Source organism: Rathayibacter sp. VKM Ac-2927 (assembly GCF_022815525.1).
Lineage (GTDB): Bacteria > Actinomycetota > Actinomycetes > Actinomycetales > Microbacteriaceae > Rathayibacter > Rathayibacter festucae.
This window is the reverse complement of sequence record NZ_JALGRT010000001.1, coordinates 637,219-652,664: the sequence shown is the minus strand read 5'-3', so window position 1 is coordinate 652,664 and position 15,446 is coordinate 637,219. Positions and strand designations below refer to the sequence as shown.

Sequence of the window (15,446 nt, the reverse complement as noted above, 5' to 3'; positions counted from 1 at the left end):
GGCGCTGCGACTGCACCAGTCCGGCGCAGGCGCAGCCATGATGACCACGGCAGGTTAACGAACGGTGCCGAGCGTTTGAACAGTACTCGACCCGCGACCCGTCGCCGGGCATCCGGTAGGGAGACGCGCGGTGGATGGATAGCCTGGGAGCGTGGATCCGGGCCTGATCGTCGTGCTGTCGCTCGTTCTCGGCATCGTCATCGGGATCGTCCTCACCAGTGTCGTCACCCTCGCCGCGCGCCAGGGCCGGATCGCTGCGGAGGTCGTCACCGTCGGCCTGCCCGAGGGCATCGGCGCGATCATCGACGCCGTCGGCGCTCCCGCGTTCGTGACCGACCCCTCCCACAACGTGCTGAAGGCGTCCGCCCGCGCGATCTCGCTCGGCCTCGTCTCCCAGGACACGCTCCTTCACCCGGACCTCGTCGCGATCGTCGACCGGGTGCGCCGCTTCGGCGACGACATCGAGCAGGACCTGGAGCTGGCGACGAGCCCGCTCTCGGACGCCGCGGTCACCCTCGTCGTGCACGCCACGCGGCTCGGCTCCCGCTTCGTCCTCGTCCTCGCCGAGGACCACACCGAGGCCCGCCGGCTGGAGGCGGTGCGCCGCGACTTCGTCGCCAACATCTCGCACGAGCTGAAGACGCCGATCGGCGCGGTCGGCCTGCTCGCCGAGGCCCTCGACTCCGCCGCCGACGACCCGAAGCAGGTCCGCCGGTTCGCGCACCGCCTCACCCAGGAGTCGCACCGCCTCGCGAAGATCACCCGCGAGATCATCGAGCTCTCCCGCCTGCAGTCGGCGGACGTCGCAGGCTCCGCCGAGGTCGTCCGCGTCGACGACATCGTGGTCGCCGCGCTCGAGACGACGCACGTGATGGCGGAGTCGCACGACGTCACCCTCGTCAAGGGCGGGATGAAGAAGGCGTACGTCGCCGGCCAGGAGAAGATGCTCGTCTCGGCGCTGCACAATCTGCTGGCCAACGCCATCCAGTACTCCCCGCCCGGCTCCCGCGTCGGGATCGGCGTCCGCTCGACCGGCGGCGTCGTCGAGATCGCCGTCACCGACCAGGGCATCGGCATCCCCGAGGAGGACCTCGACCGCGTCTTCGAGCGCTTCTACCGCGTCGACCAGGCCCGCTCCCGCCACACCGGCGGCACCGGGCTCGGCCTCAGCATCGTCAAGCACGCCGTGCAGAACCACGGCGGCGACGTCCGGGTCTGGTCCAAGCCGGGCCGCGGCAGCACCTTCACCATCCGACTCCCCGAAGTAGACCCGGCCAGGACGCCCTTCGCGTCCGCCGCCCCGATAGGAGACACCGCGTGACCAGCATCCTGCTCGTCGAGGACGAGAGCGCCCTCAGCGAGCCGCTCAGCTACCTGCTCGAACGCGAGGGCTACGACGTCACCGTCGCCGAGGACGGCCTGCGCGCCGTCGCCGCCTTCGACGAGGGCGAGTACGACCTGATCCTGCTCGACCTCATGCTCCCCGGCATGCCCGGCACCGAGGTGTGCCGCGAGATCCGCACCCGCTCCGCGATCCCGATCATCATGGTCACCGCGAAGGACTCCGAGGTGGACATCGTCGTCGGGCTCGAGCTCGGCGCCGACGACTACGTCACCAAGCCGTACTCGACCCGCGAGCTGCTCGCCCGCATCCGCGCCGTCCTCCGCCGCCGCACCGAGGACCCGGGGGAGGAGCGCATCGTCGTCGCCGGCCCCGTCCGCATGGACATCGAGCGCCACACCGTCGAGGTCGACGGCGTCGAGACCCCGATGCCTCTCAAGGAGTTCGAGCTCCTCGAGATGCTGCTCCGCAACGCCGGCCGCGTCCTCACCCGTGGCCAGCTGATCGACCGCGTCTGGGGCAGCGACTACTTCGGCGACACCAAGACCCTCGACGTCCACGTCAAGCGCATCCGCTCCAAGATCGAGAAGACGCCCAAGGAGCCGGTGCTCCTGGTGACCGTCCGCGGCCTCGGCTACCGCTTCGACGCCTGAGATCGCGGGGCCTGGCGGGGGCGTCTGCGGCGTCGTCGCCGGGTGCGGTGGAACATGCTGGTCGAGTAGCCCCGCAGGGGCGTATCGAGACCCGCCGTCGCCGGGGCGCGGAGTCTGCGGACCGGGCTTCTGATGCCGGTGGATCTCGATACGCCCGCGCAGCGGGCTACTCGATCAGCAAGTGGGCCCGCTGCGCGGGCTACTCGATCAGCATCTGGTCGCACGACGAAGGGCCGCCCACCGAGGTGGACGGCCCTTCGCGGGAGCGGGTGCTACTCCGCCGGGGCGTCGACGCCGGGCTGCACGGTCGGGGTGGGCAGCGCCGTCTGCGCCGGGTCCGGCGTGGGCGTGAGGGTCGGCGTGGCCGACGGGGCCGGGGTCAGCGTCGCGTAGGCCTCGAGGGCGTTCGTCAGGATCGGGACGAGCAGCTCCTCGCCCTCCTCCGAGCCGTACTGGAAGTACACGGGGAACAGACTGCCGGGGATCGTGTCGAGGCCCTCCATGGTGACCGACTCGGTGCTGCCCGGGCGGACCTCCGTGCGACCGGGGACAGCGTCCACCGTGTCGCTGGTGCGGCCGGTGCTCGCCTCGTACTGCACCTCGACGCTCACCGTCTCGTCGGTGTCGTTGACCAGGGACACGACCAGCGTGCCGGTCTCGCCGTCCTCGGAGATGATCATCGCGTTGCGGATGGCGAGATCGCCGATCGTCGCACCCACTCCGTCGCTCGGGTCGTAGATGGCCCGCGTCGCCTGCGGGGCGACCAGGTTGCAGCCGGCGGTGGCGAACGTGACGCCGACCGCGAGAACGACGGATGCAGCGATGCGCGCCTTCACGGGTTCCTCCAGATCATCGGCTCCGCCCGCCCCGGACAGGGCGGAATCGAGGTGCAGGAGCCGGAAAAAGACTAGCGCAGCCTCGTCGGCGTCCCGGCCGGGCTGCCCCCTCCTCCCGCCCGCTGCTACTGTGACCGGCGGCGAAAGGACGTCCCGTTGAACACCGTCTCCGGATCGGCGCCGACCGCGGCCGTCGTGATCGTCGCCGCCGGCAGCGGCACCCGCCTCGGGCGCGAGCTGCCCAAGGCCTACGTCGAGTGCGCCGGCGTCACGATCCTCGAGCGCAGCCTCCGCACGGTGCTCACCCTCGCCGAGCCGGTCCAGGTGGTCGTGGTGGCACCGGAGTCCCTCGTCGACGCGACCGTCGAGCTCTGCCGCCGCGCCGCCGGGTCCGCCGTCGAGGTCCTCGTCACCGCCGGCGGATCGACCCGCCAGGAGTCCGTCGCCCGCGGACTCACCCTGCTGCACCCGGGAGTCGCCACCGTCCTCGTGCACGACGCCGCCCGGGCCCTCACGCCCGTCGCGCAGTTCGAGCGGGTGCTCGCCGCCGTCCGCTCGACCGGCGGCGGCGCGATCCCGGGCCTGCCCGTCACCGACACCATCAAGCTCGTCGGTGCCGACGCGGCGATCCTCGACACGGTCGACCGCTCGCAGCTCGCCGCCGTGCAGACGCCGCAGGGCTTCCCCCGCCGCCTGCTCGACGAGGCCTACGCGGCCGCCGGCCGGGAGTTCACCGACGACGCCGCCCTCCTCGCCGCTCACGGCCGCGGCTCCGTCGTCGTCCCCGGCGATCCGCTCGCCTTCAAGATCACCACGCCCTGGGACCTCGCCCGCGCGGAGCAGCTGCTCGCGCCGCCGCTATCGTCCGCGGTGCCGCGCGTCGGCATCGGCACCGACGTGCACGCCTTCGACGACGCGTCGCCGCTCTGGCTCGCCGGACTGCACTGGCCGGGGGAGCGCGGACTCTCCGGGCACAGCGACGGCGACCCCGTCGCGCACGCGATCTGCGACGCGCTGCTCGCCGCGGCGAACCTCGGCGACATCGGCTCCCGCTTCGGCACGGACGACCCGCGGTTCCAGGATGCGCACGGCGAGGTCTTCCTCCGCGCCACCCGCGAGCTCGTCGAGGCGGCCGGCTTCACAATCGGCAACGTCTCGGTCCAGCTGATCGGCAACCGCCCGAAGTTCTCCCCGCGGCGGGACGAGGCCCAGCAGCTGCTGTCCGCGCTCCTCGGCGCCCCGGTCAGCGTCGCCGCGACGACCTCGGACGCGCTCGGCTTCACCGGTCGCGGGGAGGGGGTCGCCGCGACGGCCACGGCACTCGTCCTCCCCACTCCCGGATCCGCGCACTGATCGACCGCGCCAGCCCGCCGCCCGGCCGCGCCCGCCCCGCCCGGTAAACTCGCGGCGTGACTCTGCGACTGCACGACTCGAAGGCCCAGGCCCTCGTCGACTTCGTCCCCCTCCGCGAGAACGAGGTCGGGATGTACGTCTGCGGACCCACGGTGCAGTCGTCGCCGCACATCGGGCACCTGCGCTCCGCCCTGGTCTACGACCAGCTGCGCCGCTGGCTGGCCTACCGCGGCTACCGGGTCACCCTCGTCCGCAACGTCACCGACATCGACGACAAGATCCTCGCGATCGCCGAGCAGGCCCGCCGCGCGGCCGGGGAGGGCGAGCCCTCGGAGCAGTGGTGGGCGCTCGCCTACCGGGTCGAGCTCGAGTTCACCGCCGCCTACTCCGCGCTCGGCATCCTGCCGCCCACCTACGAGCCGCGCGCGACGGCGAGCATCGCCGAGATGGTCGCGCTCGTGCAGCGCCTGATCGAGCTGGGCCACGCCTACCCCGCTCCGGACGACTCCGGCGACGTCTACTTCGACACCCGCTCCTGGCCCGACTACGGCGCGCTCACGCACCAGCGCCTCGAGAGCATGGAGGCGGCGACCGACGCCGACCCGCGCGGCAAGCGCGACCCGCACGATTTCGCGCTGTGGAAGGGCATGAAGCCCGACGAGCCCGAGTCCGCCTCCTGGGCCTCGCCCTGGGGGAGGGGCCGGCCCGGCTGGCACATCGAGTGCTCCGCCATGTCGACCAAGTACCTCGGCACCCAGTTCGACATCCACGGCGGCGGGCTCGACCTGCGCTTCCCGCACCACGAGAACGAGCTCGCCCAGTCGAGCGCCGCGGGCCACGCCTTCGCCAGCTACTGGCTGCACAACGGGCTCGTCTCGGTCACCGGGCAGAAGATGAGCAAGTCGCTCGGCAACTCCGTCTTCGCCTCCGAGCTGCTCGACTCCGCCCGTCCGCTGGTCGTCCGCTACTACCTCGGCTCCGCGCACTACCGCTCGACGCTCGAGTTCCACGACGGTGCGCTCGAGGAGGCCGAGGCGGCGCTCGAGAGGATCGAGGGCTTCCTCGACCGCTCCCGTCGGCGCCTCGAGGGCACCCGCTTCGCCGCCGTCGGCGAGCCGGTCGTGCCCGACGAGTTCGCCGAGGCGATGGACGACGACCTCTCGGTCCCGCAGGCCATCGGCGTCCTGCACGAGACCGTGCGGGCCGGCAACGCCGCCCTCGACGCGGAGGACCTCGGCACGGTGTCCGCGCTGCGCACCCAGGTCCTCGCCATGGCCTCGGTCCTCGGGATCGACCCGGAGGCCCCCGAGTGGGCGCGCTCCGACGACGAGCCCACCTACCGGGCCCTCACCGTGCTCGTCGACCGCCTGGTCGCCGAGCGGCAGACCGCGCGCGAGCAGCGCGACTGGGCGGCCGCCGACCGCATCCGAACCGATCTCGCTGCTGCGGGAATCACGATCGAAGACACCCAGACGGGTGCGCATTGGAGTCTCGATGGCGAATAAGCCCGGCCGCCCAGGAGCGGTCCGCAAGAAGAGCAAGGGCAAGGCCGTCGGTTCCGGCGGTCAGGGCCGTCAGGCCCTCGAGGGCAAGAAGCCCACACCCAAGGCCGAGGACCGGCCGTACCACCCCGCGGGCAAGGCGAAGCTGGCGCGCGAGCGCTTCGTCGCCGCCGGCGGCAAGGGCCGACCCGGAGCGGCGCTGAACGGCGCGGCCCGCGGCCAGGGCCGTCCGGCCCCGTCGCGGAAGCCCAAGAGCGGCGACGAGTCCGAGATGGTCACCGGCCGCAACTCGGTCCTCGAGGTGCTGCGCGCCAAGATCCCCGCGACGACGCTCTACCTCGCGACGCGCATCGAGATGGACGACCGGGTCAAGGAGGCGCTCAAGCTCGCCACCGCCCGCGGCATCCCCGTCCTCGAGGTCATGCGCCCGGAGCTCGACCGCCTCGCCGGCCCGGACTCCGTGCACCAGGGCCTCGTGCTCAAGGTCCCCCCGTACGAGTACGCGCACCCGAGCGACCTGCTCGAGCGCAGCGTCTCCCGCGGCGTCGTCCCGCTGTTCGTCGCGCTCGACGGCATCACCGACCCGCGCAACCTCGGCGCGATCATCCGCTCCGTCGCCGCCTTCGGCGGGCAGGGCGTCATCGTCCCGCAGCGCCGCTCGGTCGGCCTGAACTCCGCCGCCTGGAAGACCTCGGCCGGAGCCGCCGCGCGCGTGCCCGTCGCGATGGCGTCCAACCTCACCGCGATGATCAAGGACTACAAGCGCGACGGCGTCTTCGTCATCGGCCTCGACGGCGACGGAGACACCATGCTCCCCGGCCTCGAGCTCGCCGACCGCCCACTGCTCGTCGTCGTCGGCAGCGAGGGCAAGGGCCTCTCCCGCCTCGTCACCGAGCAGTGCGACGCCGTCGTCTCCATCCCGATCAGCGCCGCCACCGAATCGCTCAACGCCGGCATCGCGGCGTCGGTCGCGCTCTACGAGATCTCCAAACTCCGCGCCGCCTCCGAGTAGCACAGGCAGCGCGGGCGCCGGCACGGCGATCTGCGGCGTTGTCGTCGGGCGCGATACCGCCGGTATCGCGCGGGCGCCGGCACGGCGATCTGCGGCGTTGTCGTCGGGCGCGATACCGCCGGTATCGCTTCCTCCTCCGCCTTGCAGCTCACCGCGCCGGCACCCGCGCTGACGCCGGGGGAGGCAGGGGGCGCCGCCTTCGGCGAGCGGGGGCTGAGGGGCGCCGCCTTCGGCGAGCGGGGGCTGAGGGGCGCCGCCTTCGGCGAGCAGTGGCCGCGGGGCGCTGTCTTCGGCGAGCGGGGGCGCATGCTGATCGGTCATCGCCGGCCAGGGGGCGCTTCATGCTGATCGAGTAGGCCGCGGAGCGGGCGTATCGAGATCCGCCCGCGTCCGCAGTCGAGGCTGCAGGCCGGACTGCTGGTGACGGTGGGTCTCGATACGCCGCTGCACGGCTACTCGACCACCATGAAGGGGTGCCGCCCGCGGCGAACGACGGCCGAAGGGGCGCCGCCTTCGGCGAGCGGGGGCGCATGCTGATCGGTCATCGCCAGCAGGGGGCGCTTCATGCTGATCGAGTAGGCCGCGGAGCGGGCGTATCGAGATCCGCGACAGCACGCACCGCAGACGACGAAGGGCTCGTGCCGGATCCGGGATCCGCACGAGCCCTTCGGCGTGCCGGGTCAGACGTTCTTCATCCAGTCGACGTCGGCGTCCTCGTCGGTCAGCTCGGCGTCGCCGGCGCCGTCGATGACGAGGTTCGGCAGGGTGATCGCCTCGGTCGGCGGGGCGATGATCGTCGCCTCGTCGCGGCGGTGCCGCAGGATGTCGTTCACGTAGGCGGTGACCGCCTCGGCCAGCGGCACGTCGCGCGCCTGCTGCTGCGACATGAACCAGCGGTGCTCGAGCAGCTGGTGGAACATCTCCGCCGGCTCCAGCCGCCCCTTCAGGTCGCGCGGGATCGAGCGGATGACCGGCTCGAACACCTGCGCGAGCCACTCGTGGGCGACCATCTCCTCGTCCAGCCCCTGCTTGTCGTAGGTGGCGGTGTAGGAGTCGAGGTCGTTCAGCAGGCGGCGCGCCTGGTTCTCCTGCGCGTCCAGCCCGGTCAGCCGCAGCAGGCGGCGCTGGTGGTGGCCCGCGTCGACGACCTTCGGCTGGATCCGCACAGTGGAGCCCGCCTCGTCGGTCTTGATCGCGAGCTCCTCGATGTCGAAGCCCAGCTCGTTGAGCCGGTTCACCCGGTCGTTGATGCGCCAGCGCTCGGAGGTCGAGAACGACTCCGCCCCGGTCAGCTCCTTCCAGAGACTGCGGTAGGCCGCGACGATGCCGTCGGACACCGTGATCGGGTCGAGGTCGTCGTCGACGCGGCCGCCCGCCTCGAGGTCCAGCAGCTCGCCGGCGATGTTGACCCGGGCGATCTCGAGGTCGTTCTCGCGCTGGCCGTTGGAGAGCCCGCCCGAGTAGAGCTGCCCGGTCTCCGCGTCCACGAGGTACGCCGCGAAGGCGCCCGCGTCGCGCCGGAACAGCGTGTTCGAGAGCGAGACGTCGCCCCAGAAGAAGCCGATGACGTGCAGGCGCACCAGCAGCAGCGCCAGTGCGTCGACGAGGCGCGTGGCCGTGTCGGGACGCAGCGTCTGCGAGAACAGCGCGCGGTAGGGGAGCGAGAACTTGAGGTGCCGGGTGACCAGCACGGCGGGCAGCTCGTCGCCCTCGTCGTCGGTGCGGTTCGTGATCACGGCGCCCGGCACGACGCACGGGACGTCGAGCCGCTGCAGGGTCTTGAGCATCTCGTACTCGCGCCGCGACATCTCCGCCGTCGTCTCCTTCACGGCGACGACGTGGCCGGAGAGGTGCGCGAAGCGGACCGTGTGCCGCGAGATGCCCTTGGGCAGCGCGGCGATGTACTCGTCGGGCCAGTCGTTCAGCCGCAGGTTCCACGGCAGGTCGAGGAGGGCGGGGTCGACCGTGGCCGAGGTGATGTTGAGGGAGCCGGACATGGCGCGCCGTTCGTGTCGGGAGTCGGACGGTGGAGGGGCCCGGACGAACGCTGCCGCCGCCTCGGAGGAGACGGCGGCAGCGTGTGCGCGGGGGCGGAGCCTAGGAGAGGCGCAGTCCCGACTCGCCGTCGAAGATGTGCACGCGGTGGTTCGCGGTCACGTAGACGCGGTCGCCCGCGGTCGGGTGCACGCGGCCGTCGACGCGCGCGACGATGTCGGTGCGGCGACCCTCGACCTCGGTGTGGCCGTAGAGGTAGCCGTCCGAGCCGAGCTCCTCGATCAGGTCGACCTCGATCGGCAGGCCGCCGGGCTGGGTCGAGACGGTGACGTCCTCGGGGCGCACGCCGAGCGTGACGACCTTCTGGGTGGTCTTCGCGAGCGCCTCGCGGGCGATCGGGAGGACCGTGTCGCCGAACTTGACGCCGCCGTCGGTGACGTCCGCGTGGAACAGGTTCATCGCGGGCGAGCCGATGAAGCCGGCCACGAAGACGTTGTTCGGGTTCTCGTAGAGGTCGCGGGGCGTGCCGACCTGCTGGAGCAGTCCGTCCTTGAGGACCGCGATGCGGTCGCCCATGGTGAGCGCTTCGGTCTGGTCGTGGGTGACGTAGACGGTGGTGATGCCCAGGCGGCGCTGGAGCGTGCCGATCTGCGTGCGGGTCTGGACGCGGAGCTTGGCGTCGAGGTTCGACAGCGGCTCGTCCATGAGGAACACCTGCGGCTTGCGGACGATGGCGCGACCCATCGCGACGCGCTGACGCTGGCCACCCGAAAGGGCCTTCGGCTTGCGGTTGAGGTAGGGCTCGAGGTCGAGCATCTTCGCGGCCTCGAGGACCCGCGCGGCGCGCTCGTCCTTGTTGATGCCGGCGATCTTGAGCGCGAAGCCCATGTTCTCGGCGACCGACATGTGCGGGTAGAGCGCGTAGTTCTGGAAGACCATCGCGATGTCGCGGTCCTTCGGCGGAACGTCCGTGACGTTGCGGTCGCCGATCAGGATGCGGCCCTCGTTGACCTCTTCGAGGCCGGCGAGCATGCGCAGGGAGGTGGACTTGCCGCAGCCGGAGGGGCCGACGAGGACGAGGAACTCGCCGTCTCCGACCTCGAGGTTCAGCTTGTCGACCGAGGCACGCGTGGCCCCGGGGTAGACGCGGGACGCGTTGTCATAGGTTACGGACGCCATTGTTCTTGCTCCTTCACCGGCAGGTACGTGCCGGACGATCCGAGTGAATGGAAGTGACGGTCGTCGTCGCGTGGGCGACTCCGACCAACCGTCACAGTATGCCACGCGCCACCGGACGGGGGGAGCCGCGGTCCGACGGCGGGCGCCGGGACCCGGCGGTATCCGTCGTTTGGAGGTTTCCCAGGGCTCGCGCGTAGGATTCCGGCGAGTCGCAGCCCGGCGGCACTTCTTCCTCTCTCATTCGGAGCGTTCTTGTCATGACCATCGGCGGAGCCAACGACCGTCTCTCGAAGAACCAGCGTCGAGAGGCCGCCCGCGAGAAGGCCCGCCGACTCCGCGAGCAGCAGAAGCGCCGCGATCGCGTCAGCCGCTTCGCCCTGCAGGGCGGTCTCGCGATCGTGGTGATCGCCATCGTCGCGGTCGTCGTCTTCGCCGTCACCTCGAGCATCCGCCCGGCCGGCCCCGGCCCCGCCAACATGGCGAGCGACGGCGTCCTCGTCACCGAGGGTCTGGTCGCCTCGACCACCCCGGCGATCCCGGCCGACGGCACCCCGACCCCGAGCGTGCTCGACACCTCCACGGGCACCGTCGACATCCGGGTCTACCTCGACTACCTCTGCCCCTACTGCGGCCAGTTCGAGCAGACCAACGGCGACCAGATCAAGGAGTGGGTCACCAGCGGTGCCGCGACGGTCGAGATCCACCCGATCGCCATCCTGACCACCCGCTCGAACGGCACCAAGTACTCGGAGCGCGCGGCCAACGCCGCGGCCTGCGTCGCCGACCGGTCGCCCGACTCCTTCTTCGACTTCAACGCGGCGCTGTTCGCCGAGCAGCCGGCGGAGGGCACCGACGGCCTCTCCGACGACCAGCTCAAGCAGGCCGCCGCCGACGCGGGCGTCGAGGACACCGCCGCGGTGAACTCCTGCATCGACGACCAGTCCTTCGTCAGCTGGGTGCGCGCGGCCACCGAGCGCGCCACCTCCGGCCCGCTGCCGGGCACCGAGGTCGCGTCCGTCTCGGGCACCCCGACGGTCCTCGTCAACGGCGAGGCCTACACCGGCTCGCTGACCGACGCGGACGCCTTCAGCTCCTTCGTGCTCTCGGCCGCCGCCGACACCTACTCCTCGGCCACGCCGACCCCGACGCCCGCCGCGGGCTAGACCGCGAGCCCGCTGAGACGGGTCGGAACACACGAAGGGCCCCGGGAGACCGGGGCCCTTCGTCGTGCTCCTCGGGAGGCCTGAGCCCGTTCGCCACAGGGGGCAGGCGCTGCGGGGAGGAGGACGGCCCGCGATCGCGCGACAGCCGGTTCCGCGCCTCCGCGTCGGCCGCTTGCTCTCGTGGATAGGCTCACCCGTTCTCACCGGGGGGCAGCCATGACCACGCCGCCGATCGTCACGCCGACGACCGCCAGGACACCGATCTTCGAGGGCGTCCAGGCCCTGCGCTTCGTCGCGGCTCTCCTGGTCGTCCTCACGCACGCCACGTTCTACGCGCACGAGCGCCTCGACGACTCGATCACCGTCTGGAACGGGGGCGCCGCGGGCGTCGACGTCTTCTTCGTCGTCTCCGGCTTTGTGATGGCGGTCACCGCGGGTCCCTTCGAGGTGCGGGGCGGCTGGCGGTTCTTCGCCGTCCGCCGCGTGATCCGGATCGTCCCGCTGTACTGGATCGCCACGACCCTCAAGATCGCGTCGATCCTCGTCCTGCCCGGGGCAGTGCTGCACGCCGCCCTCACCCCGTGGTCGGGAGTCGCGTCCTACCTCTTCCTGCCCGCGCGCAACCCCGATGGCGCTGTGGAGCCGCTCCTCGGCGTCGGGTGGACCCTCACCTACGAGACGGCCTTCTACGCGGTCTTCACTCTCGGGCTGCTCCTGCGGCGGAACGTCCTCGTGTTCGCGTCGACGGTCGTGCTCGTCGTCGCGTCCGGCCATCTCCTCCGCCCCGCCGAGGACTGGCCGGCCTGGGCGGTCTACTTCGACCCGCTCGTCCTGTACTTCGCGGTCGGCATGGCGATCGGCAGGATCGCCGGGCTCCCGCGCGCGCGCCGCGGCCTGCTCCTCGCGCTGGGCGCCGCCGCCGTGTTCACCGTCGTCGCGGCTCTCGCGCCGGAGGGGATCTCCTGGGAGCGCGACGCGCTCTTCCGGAAGGGGATCGTCACCGCCGCGTTCGTCGCGGTGGTCCTGGCCGAACCGCTCTTCCGGCGACTCGCATCGCGTCGTGGCGCGAACCGCGTCCTCCGGCGACCGCTGCTCGCCCTGGGCGAGGCGTCCTACAGCCTGTACCTCTTCCACCCCCTGATCGGGCCGGTCGTGCCCGCCGTCCTGGCACTGATCGGCCTGCGATCGGGAGTGCTCTCCGCCGCGGGCACGATCGCCGTCTCGCTGGTCGCCGGGATCGTCATCCACCGCTGGGTCGAGAAGCCGATCACGCGGAGGCTGCGGAGACTGCCGTACGCCGGACTGCCGCCGGACGGCCTGAAGCAGCAGGGGGTCGCGGGGGAGCGGGTGGTCGATCGGCTGCTCACGAGGCCGCCTCGGAGCCGACGACGGGACTTGAACCCGTAACCGCCCGATTACAAGTCGGGTGCGCTACCAATTGCGCCACGTCGGCAGGTGCGTCACCGCACCGGGCCACCCTATCGCGGGGCCGGAAGCCGCCTCGGCTCCGGCCCGCGCGGGCGGATCACGGCTCGAGGATGCTCAGGTGCCGCTCGGCCGGCGTCGGCCGCTTCGGCCCGCCGATCTTGCCGTCGGGCCGGCCGACGTACAGCCAGCCGAGGAGCTCCTCGCCCTTCTCCAGGCGGTGCGCCTTCCGCACGGCCTTGGCGCGGGTGTACGAGCCGGTGCGCCAGAAGACGCCCCACCCGGCCTCGTCGAGCAGCAGGCTGAGCAGGTGCGCGACGCCCGAGGCGACGGCCTCCTGCTCCCAGGCGGGCACCTTCGACTTCTTCACGCTCACGACGACCGCGAGGAGGAGGGAGGCGCGGTGCGTCTTCTCGATGTGCTTGCGCGCGTCCTTCTTGTCGCCGGACGCGGCGGCGAAGCTGCGCCCGATGCGGTCGCGCGCCGCCCCGCGGATCTCGATGACCCGCCAGGGCCGCAGCGAGCTGTGGTCGGCGAGCCGCGAGGCGGCCGAGACGTACGCCGCGATCTCCTCGTGCCCCGGCGCCTCCGCGGTCACCTTCGAGCGGGAGCGCCGGGCCAGGACGGCCTCGAGCACGGGAGTCGCGGACACGGTCACTCGCCCTCGGTCGTGAAGTTCATCGCGATCGAGTTCATGCAGTAGCGGTCTCCCGTGGGCGTGCCGAAGCCGTCCGGGAAGACGTGGCCCAGGTGCGAGCCGCAGTTGGCGCAGCGGACCTCGGTGCGGACCATGCCGAGGGTGCTGTCCTCGATGAGCTGCACCGCGTCGGGGCGGATGGACTCGTAGAAGCTCGGCCAGCCGCAGCCGGAGTCGAACTTGGTGCCGCTCTTGAACAGCTCGGCGTGGCACGCCGCGCAGGTGTAGAGCCCCTCGCGGTGCTCGTCGAGCAGCTCGCCGGTCCACGGGCGCTCGGTGGCGGCCTGGCGCAGCACCGAGTACTGCTCGCGGTCGAGCTCCTCGCGCCACTCGGCGTCGGTCTTGTTGACGGAATACGACGACATGGGTCTCCCTAGGAATCCTGGTCAGTGTACGGGGGAGGGCGCTCCCCCTGTCCTCTCGTAAACTCTCCGCCGTGCAGCTGAATTCCGTGATCTCGAAGGCGTGGAGCGAACTCACGACCGAGGAGGTCTACGCGTTCGCGCGGCTGCGGACCGACGTGTTCCTGCGCGAGCAGCGGGTCGACGACGAGGAGCTCGACGGCCGCGATCTGGAGCCGACGACGCGGCACTGGTGGATCGCCGACGAGCGCGGCACGGCCGCCTACCTCCGCACCCTCCGGGACGAGCGGCCCGAGCACCGCGACGCCCACCGGGTGATCGGGCGGGTGGTGACCCGGGCCGACCGGCGGGGCGAGGGCCTCGCGCACCGGCTGGTGAGCGCGGTCCTGGATCGCCACGGGGACGAGCCGCTCCTGCTCCACGCGCAGTCGTACATCTCGGGTCTCTACGCGCGGTCGGGCTTCGAGCCGTTCGGCGACGAGTTCGACGAGGCGGGCATCCCGCACATCGGCATGTACCGGAGCGCCTCAGCCGCCGCCGAGCCGTCCCTCCCTACTGTGGAGGGATGAGCAGGGCCACGGACGTCGAGCGCAGCACGGGCGCCGTCCTGTCCGAGCGGGACCGCCGCGTCCTCGAGTTCGAGGGTGAGTGGACGGTCCGCGCCGGGGACAAGGACGACGCGATCCGCGAGAGGTTCGGCCTCTCGGTCGCCCGCTACTATCAGGTGCTCAGCGCGGTTCTGGCCTCACCGGCCGCCCTCGCGCACGACCCGATGCTCGTCAAGCGGCTGCAGCGCATCCGCGACGGGCGCGCCGGCGCCCGCGCCGCGCGCCGCCTCGGGCGCCCCGAGTAGACGAGCTGCTCGGGCCCACTGACGGAAGGCCGGCCGTACCGACGATGACCACCACCGCTCCGAAGGACCGCTTCGACGAGATCCCGGCCACCGAGGGCCGCGTCGGCGCCCACCGTCGCCCGCCCGCCCCGCACGCCCGGGCCGTCGCCCTGGCCTGGGCGGCGCTGGCGACCGGAGTGATCGTGCTGCTCGGGTTCATCGGACTGCTGGTGATCGACAACCGGGTGCAGTTCAACGACGTCTTCACACCGCCCACCGGCATCGCCGAGACGGAGGCGACCCCGGCGGTGACGCCGACCGTCGACCCGACCCTCGCGCTCGCGGTCCTGAACGGAACGGCGACGGCGGGCCTCGCCGCGAACGCCGGGGAGGCGCTGGCCGCTGCGGGCTGGAGCGTGCCCACGGTCGCGAACGCGAACACCGAGGACGAGGCGGCCACCACCGTCTACTACACCGACCCGCGACTCGAGGGAGCGGCGCTCGGCGTCGTCCAGTCGCTCGGCGTCGGGACGATCGTCCTGACCGCGGACTTCGTCGAGACCGGCGCCGTCGTCGTCGTGCTCGGCTCGGACTACCCGACGCCGTAGCGAGAGGCCGCGAGCACCCCCGGAACACGGTCGTCGAGCCGCTCTCCGGGGGCGCTCTGTTTCCGGCACGTTTAATTCATGTTGAATCCCGGACAACTCTTTCCCCCGGGCGCTTTCCGCCCCATTCCGGGCCGAAACGCTGGCTTATGCTCCCTAGTCAGGCACCTGCGCATCGCTCGTGTCGCAGGCAGCACAGCACTTTGGGAGTGAGAGATGGCGAACGGAACCGTCAAGTGGTTCAACTCTGAGAAGGGCTACGGCTTCATCACGGTCGACGGCGGCGGACAGGACGTGTTCGTCCACTACTCCGCCATCGACATGTCGGGATACAAGGTCCTCGAAGAGGGCCAGCACGTCGCGTTCGAGGTCGGCACCGGGTCCAAGGGTCCGCAGGCCGAATCGGTGCGCGTGGTCTGAGGCCCCCGCCCTGCCTGGAGCCGTCCTCCGCCTCGTGCGGACGGCGGCTCCTCGCGTTGCGCCAGGCGCC

Annotated in this window: 16 protein-coding genes and 1 tRNA gene; 11 read left to right on the top strand and 6 right to left on the bottom strand. The window is 71.8% G+C overall.

What is annotated here, in order from left to right; all coding sequences use genetic code 11:
- Window positions 1-151 precede the first annotated feature (151 nt).
- Together MT353_RS03050 and MT353_RS03045 are read left to right on the top strand one after the other, a co-directional pair.
- The gene (locus MT353_RS03050) at window positions 152-1,321 is read left to right on the top strand and encodes a cell wall metabolism sensor histidine kinase WalK (RefSeq protein ID WP_123445153.1); all 1,170 of its coding nucleotides are present in this window, start codon (window positions 152-154) and stop codon (window positions 1,319-1,321) included.
- Window positions 1,318-1,995, top strand: coding sequence for a response regulator transcription factor (locus tag MT353_RS03045; protein ID WP_123445154.1), 678 nt, complete (start codon window positions 1,318-1,320; stop codon window positions 1,993-1,995). The genes MT353_RS03050 and MT353_RS03045 overlap by 4 nt, the downstream gene beginning before the upstream one ends.
- Window positions 1,996-2,267: 272 nt before the next feature.
- On the opposite strand, the gene MT353_RS03040 is transcribed toward MT353_RS03045, so the two are convergent.
- Window positions 2,268-2,831, bottom strand: coding sequence for a DNA modification methylase (locus MT353_RS03040; protein ID WP_243623585.1), 564 nt, complete (start codon window positions 2,829-2,831; stop codon window positions 2,268-2,270).
- A 156-nt stretch (window positions 2,832-2,987) separates the two neighbouring features.
- Between MT353_RS03040 and ispD the strand changes: the two genes are divergently transcribed.
- Genes ispD through rlmB form a run of 3 tightly spaced genes read left to right on the top strand, consistent with a single transcriptional unit; the run spans window position 2,988 to window position 6,698 of the window.
- Complete coding sequence (ispD, locus tag MT353_RS03035; RefSeq protein WP_243623584.1) at window positions 2,988-4,184, top strand: 2-C-methyl-D-erythritol 4-phosphate cytidylyltransferase; 1,197 nt, start codon at window positions 2,988-2,990, stop codon at window positions 4,182-4,184.
- A 56-nt stretch (window positions 4,185-4,240) separates the two neighbouring features.
- Entirely contained in the window at window positions 4,241-5,689 is a 1,449-nt protein-coding gene (gene cysS / locus MT353_RS03030; protein ID WP_123445157.1) for a cysteine--tRNA ligase, read from the top strand.
- A complete protein-coding gene (rlmB, locus tag MT353_RS03025) occupies window positions 5,679-6,698 on the top strand; it encodes a 23S rRNA (guanosine(2251)-2'-O)-methyltransferase RlmB (protein ID WP_127885979.1) in 1,020 nt (339 codons plus the stop codon). The genes cysS and rlmB overlap by 11 nt, the downstream gene beginning before the upstream one ends.
- Before the next feature lie 680 nt (window positions 6,699-7,378).
- Here the strand turns inward: rlmB and MT353_RS03020 are convergent.
- The gene (locus MT353_RS03020; RefSeq protein ID WP_123445159.1) at window positions 7,379-8,695 is read right to left on the bottom strand and encodes a DUF4032 domain-containing protein; all 1,317 of its coding nucleotides are present in this window, start codon (window positions 8,693-8,695) and stop codon (window positions 7,379-7,381) included.
- A gap of 100 nt (window positions 8,696-8,795) precedes the next feature.
- Window positions 8,796-9,872 (bottom strand): ABC transporter ATP-binding protein, encoded by a 1,077-nt coding sequence (locus tag MT353_RS03015; protein WP_123702257.1) that lies wholly within the window; start codon window positions 9,870-9,872, stop codon window positions 8,796-8,798.
- Window positions 9,873-10,129: 257 nt separating this feature from the next.
- Here MT353_RS03015 and MT353_RS03010 point away from each other — a divergent pair, with 257 nt between their 5' ends.
- Together MT353_RS03010 and MT353_RS03005 are read left to right on the top strand one after the other, a co-directional pair.
- Window positions 10,130-11,035, top strand: a complete 906-nt coding sequence (locus tag MT353_RS03010; protein WP_123445161.1) for a thioredoxin domain-containing protein — start codon at window positions 10,130-10,132, stop codon at window positions 11,033-11,035.
- 216 nt (window positions 11,036-11,251) lie between these two features.
- Complete coding sequence (locus MT353_RS03005) at window positions 11,252-12,442, top strand: acyltransferase (protein ID WP_243623583.1); 1,191 nt, start codon at window positions 11,252-11,254, stop codon at window positions 12,440-12,442.
- Here the strand turns inward: MT353_RS03005 and MT353_RS03000 are convergent.
- The 3 genes from MT353_RS03000 to msrB all read right to left on the bottom strand — a co-directional run bounded on the left by MT353_RS03000 (window position 12,416) and on the right by msrB (window position 13,522).
- A tRNA-Thr gene (locus MT353_RS03000) sits at window positions 12,416-12,488 on the bottom strand. The two genes, MT353_RS03005 and MT353_RS03000, sit on opposite strands and share 27 nt — an antisense overlap.
- Window positions 12,489-12,560: 72 nt before the next feature.
- Window positions 12,561-13,118, bottom strand: coding sequence for a nitroreductase family protein (locus MT353_RS02995; protein WP_123733794.1), 558 nt, complete (start codon window positions 13,116-13,118; stop codon window positions 12,561-12,563).
- Entirely contained in the window at window positions 13,115-13,522 is a 408-nt protein-coding gene (msrB, locus tag MT353_RS02990; protein WP_123445164.1) for a peptide-methionine (R)-S-oxide reductase MsrB, read from the bottom strand. The genes MT353_RS02995 and msrB overlap by 4 nt, the downstream gene beginning before the upstream one ends.
- A gap of 71 nt (window positions 13,523-13,593) precedes the next feature.
- Here msrB and MT353_RS02985 point away from each other — a divergent pair, with 71 nt between their 5' ends.
- From MT353_RS02985 to MT353_RS02970, 4 genes are all read left to right on the top strand, one after another.
- The gene (locus MT353_RS02985) at window positions 13,594-14,088 is read left to right on the top strand and encodes a GNAT family N-acetyltransferase (RefSeq protein ID WP_243623582.1); all 495 of its coding nucleotides are present in this window, start codon (window positions 13,594-13,596) and stop codon (window positions 14,086-14,088) included.
- Window positions 14,085-14,372, top strand: coding sequence for a DUF3263 domain-containing protein (locus MT353_RS02980; RefSeq protein ID WP_243623581.1), 288 nt, complete (start codon window positions 14,085-14,087; stop codon window positions 14,370-14,372). The genes MT353_RS02985 and MT353_RS02980 overlap by 4 nt, the downstream gene beginning before the upstream one ends.
- A gap of 44 nt (window positions 14,373-14,416) precedes the next feature.
- Window positions 14,417-14,959 carry a LytR C-terminal domain-containing protein gene (locus MT353_RS02975; RefSeq protein WP_243623580.1) on the top strand — a complete coding sequence of 181 codons (543 nt, stop codon included), beginning with the start codon at window positions 14,417-14,419 and terminating at the stop codon, window positions 14,957-14,959.
- A 213-nt stretch (window positions 14,960-15,172) separates the two neighbouring features.
- Window positions 15,173-15,376 carry a cold-shock protein gene (locus tag MT353_RS02970; RefSeq protein WP_123445168.1) on the top strand — a complete coding sequence of 68 codons (204 nt, stop codon included), beginning with the start codon at window positions 15,173-15,175 and terminating at the stop codon, window positions 15,374-15,376.
- Window positions 15,377-15,446 lie beyond the last annotated feature (70 nt).

Excerpts from the sequence above, each read along its gene's own strand:
- MT353_RS03015 (WP_123702257.1), bottom strand. The coding sequence starts at position 9,872 with ATGGCGTCCGTAACCTATGACAACGCGTCCCGCGTCTACCCCGGGGCC.
- msrB (WP_123445164.1), bottom strand. The coding sequence starts at position 13,522 with ATGTCGTCGTATTCCGTCAACAAGACCGACGCCGAGTGGCGCGAGGAG.
- MT353_RS02970 (WP_123445168.1), top strand. The coding sequence starts at position 15,173 with ATGGCGAACGGAACCGTCAAGTGGTTCAACTCTGAGAAGGGCTACGGC.
- MT353_RS03010 (WP_123445161.1), top strand. The coding sequence starts at position 10,130 with ATGACCATCGGCGGAGCCAACGACCGTCTCTCGAAGAACCAGCGTCGA.
- MT353_RS02980 (WP_243623581.1), top strand. The coding sequence starts at position 14,085 with ATGAGCAGGGCCACGGACGTCGAGCGCAGCACGGGCGCCGTCCTGTCC.
- MT353_RS03020 (WP_123445159.1), bottom strand. The coding sequence starts at position 8,695 with ATGTCCGGCTCCCTCAACATCACCTCGGCCACGGTCGACCCCGCCCTC.
- MT353_RS03005 (WP_243623583.1), top strand. The coding sequence starts at position 11,252 with ATGACCACGCCGCCGATCGTCACGCCGACGACCGCCAGGACACCGATC.
- MT353_RS02975 (WP_243623580.1), top strand. The coding sequence starts at position 14,417 with ATGACCACCACCGCTCCGAAGGACCGCTTCGACGAGATCCCGGCCACC.
- rlmB (WP_127885979.1), top strand. The coding sequence starts at position 5,679 with ATGGCGAATAAGCCCGGCCGCCCAGGAGCGGTCCGCAAGAAGAGCAAG.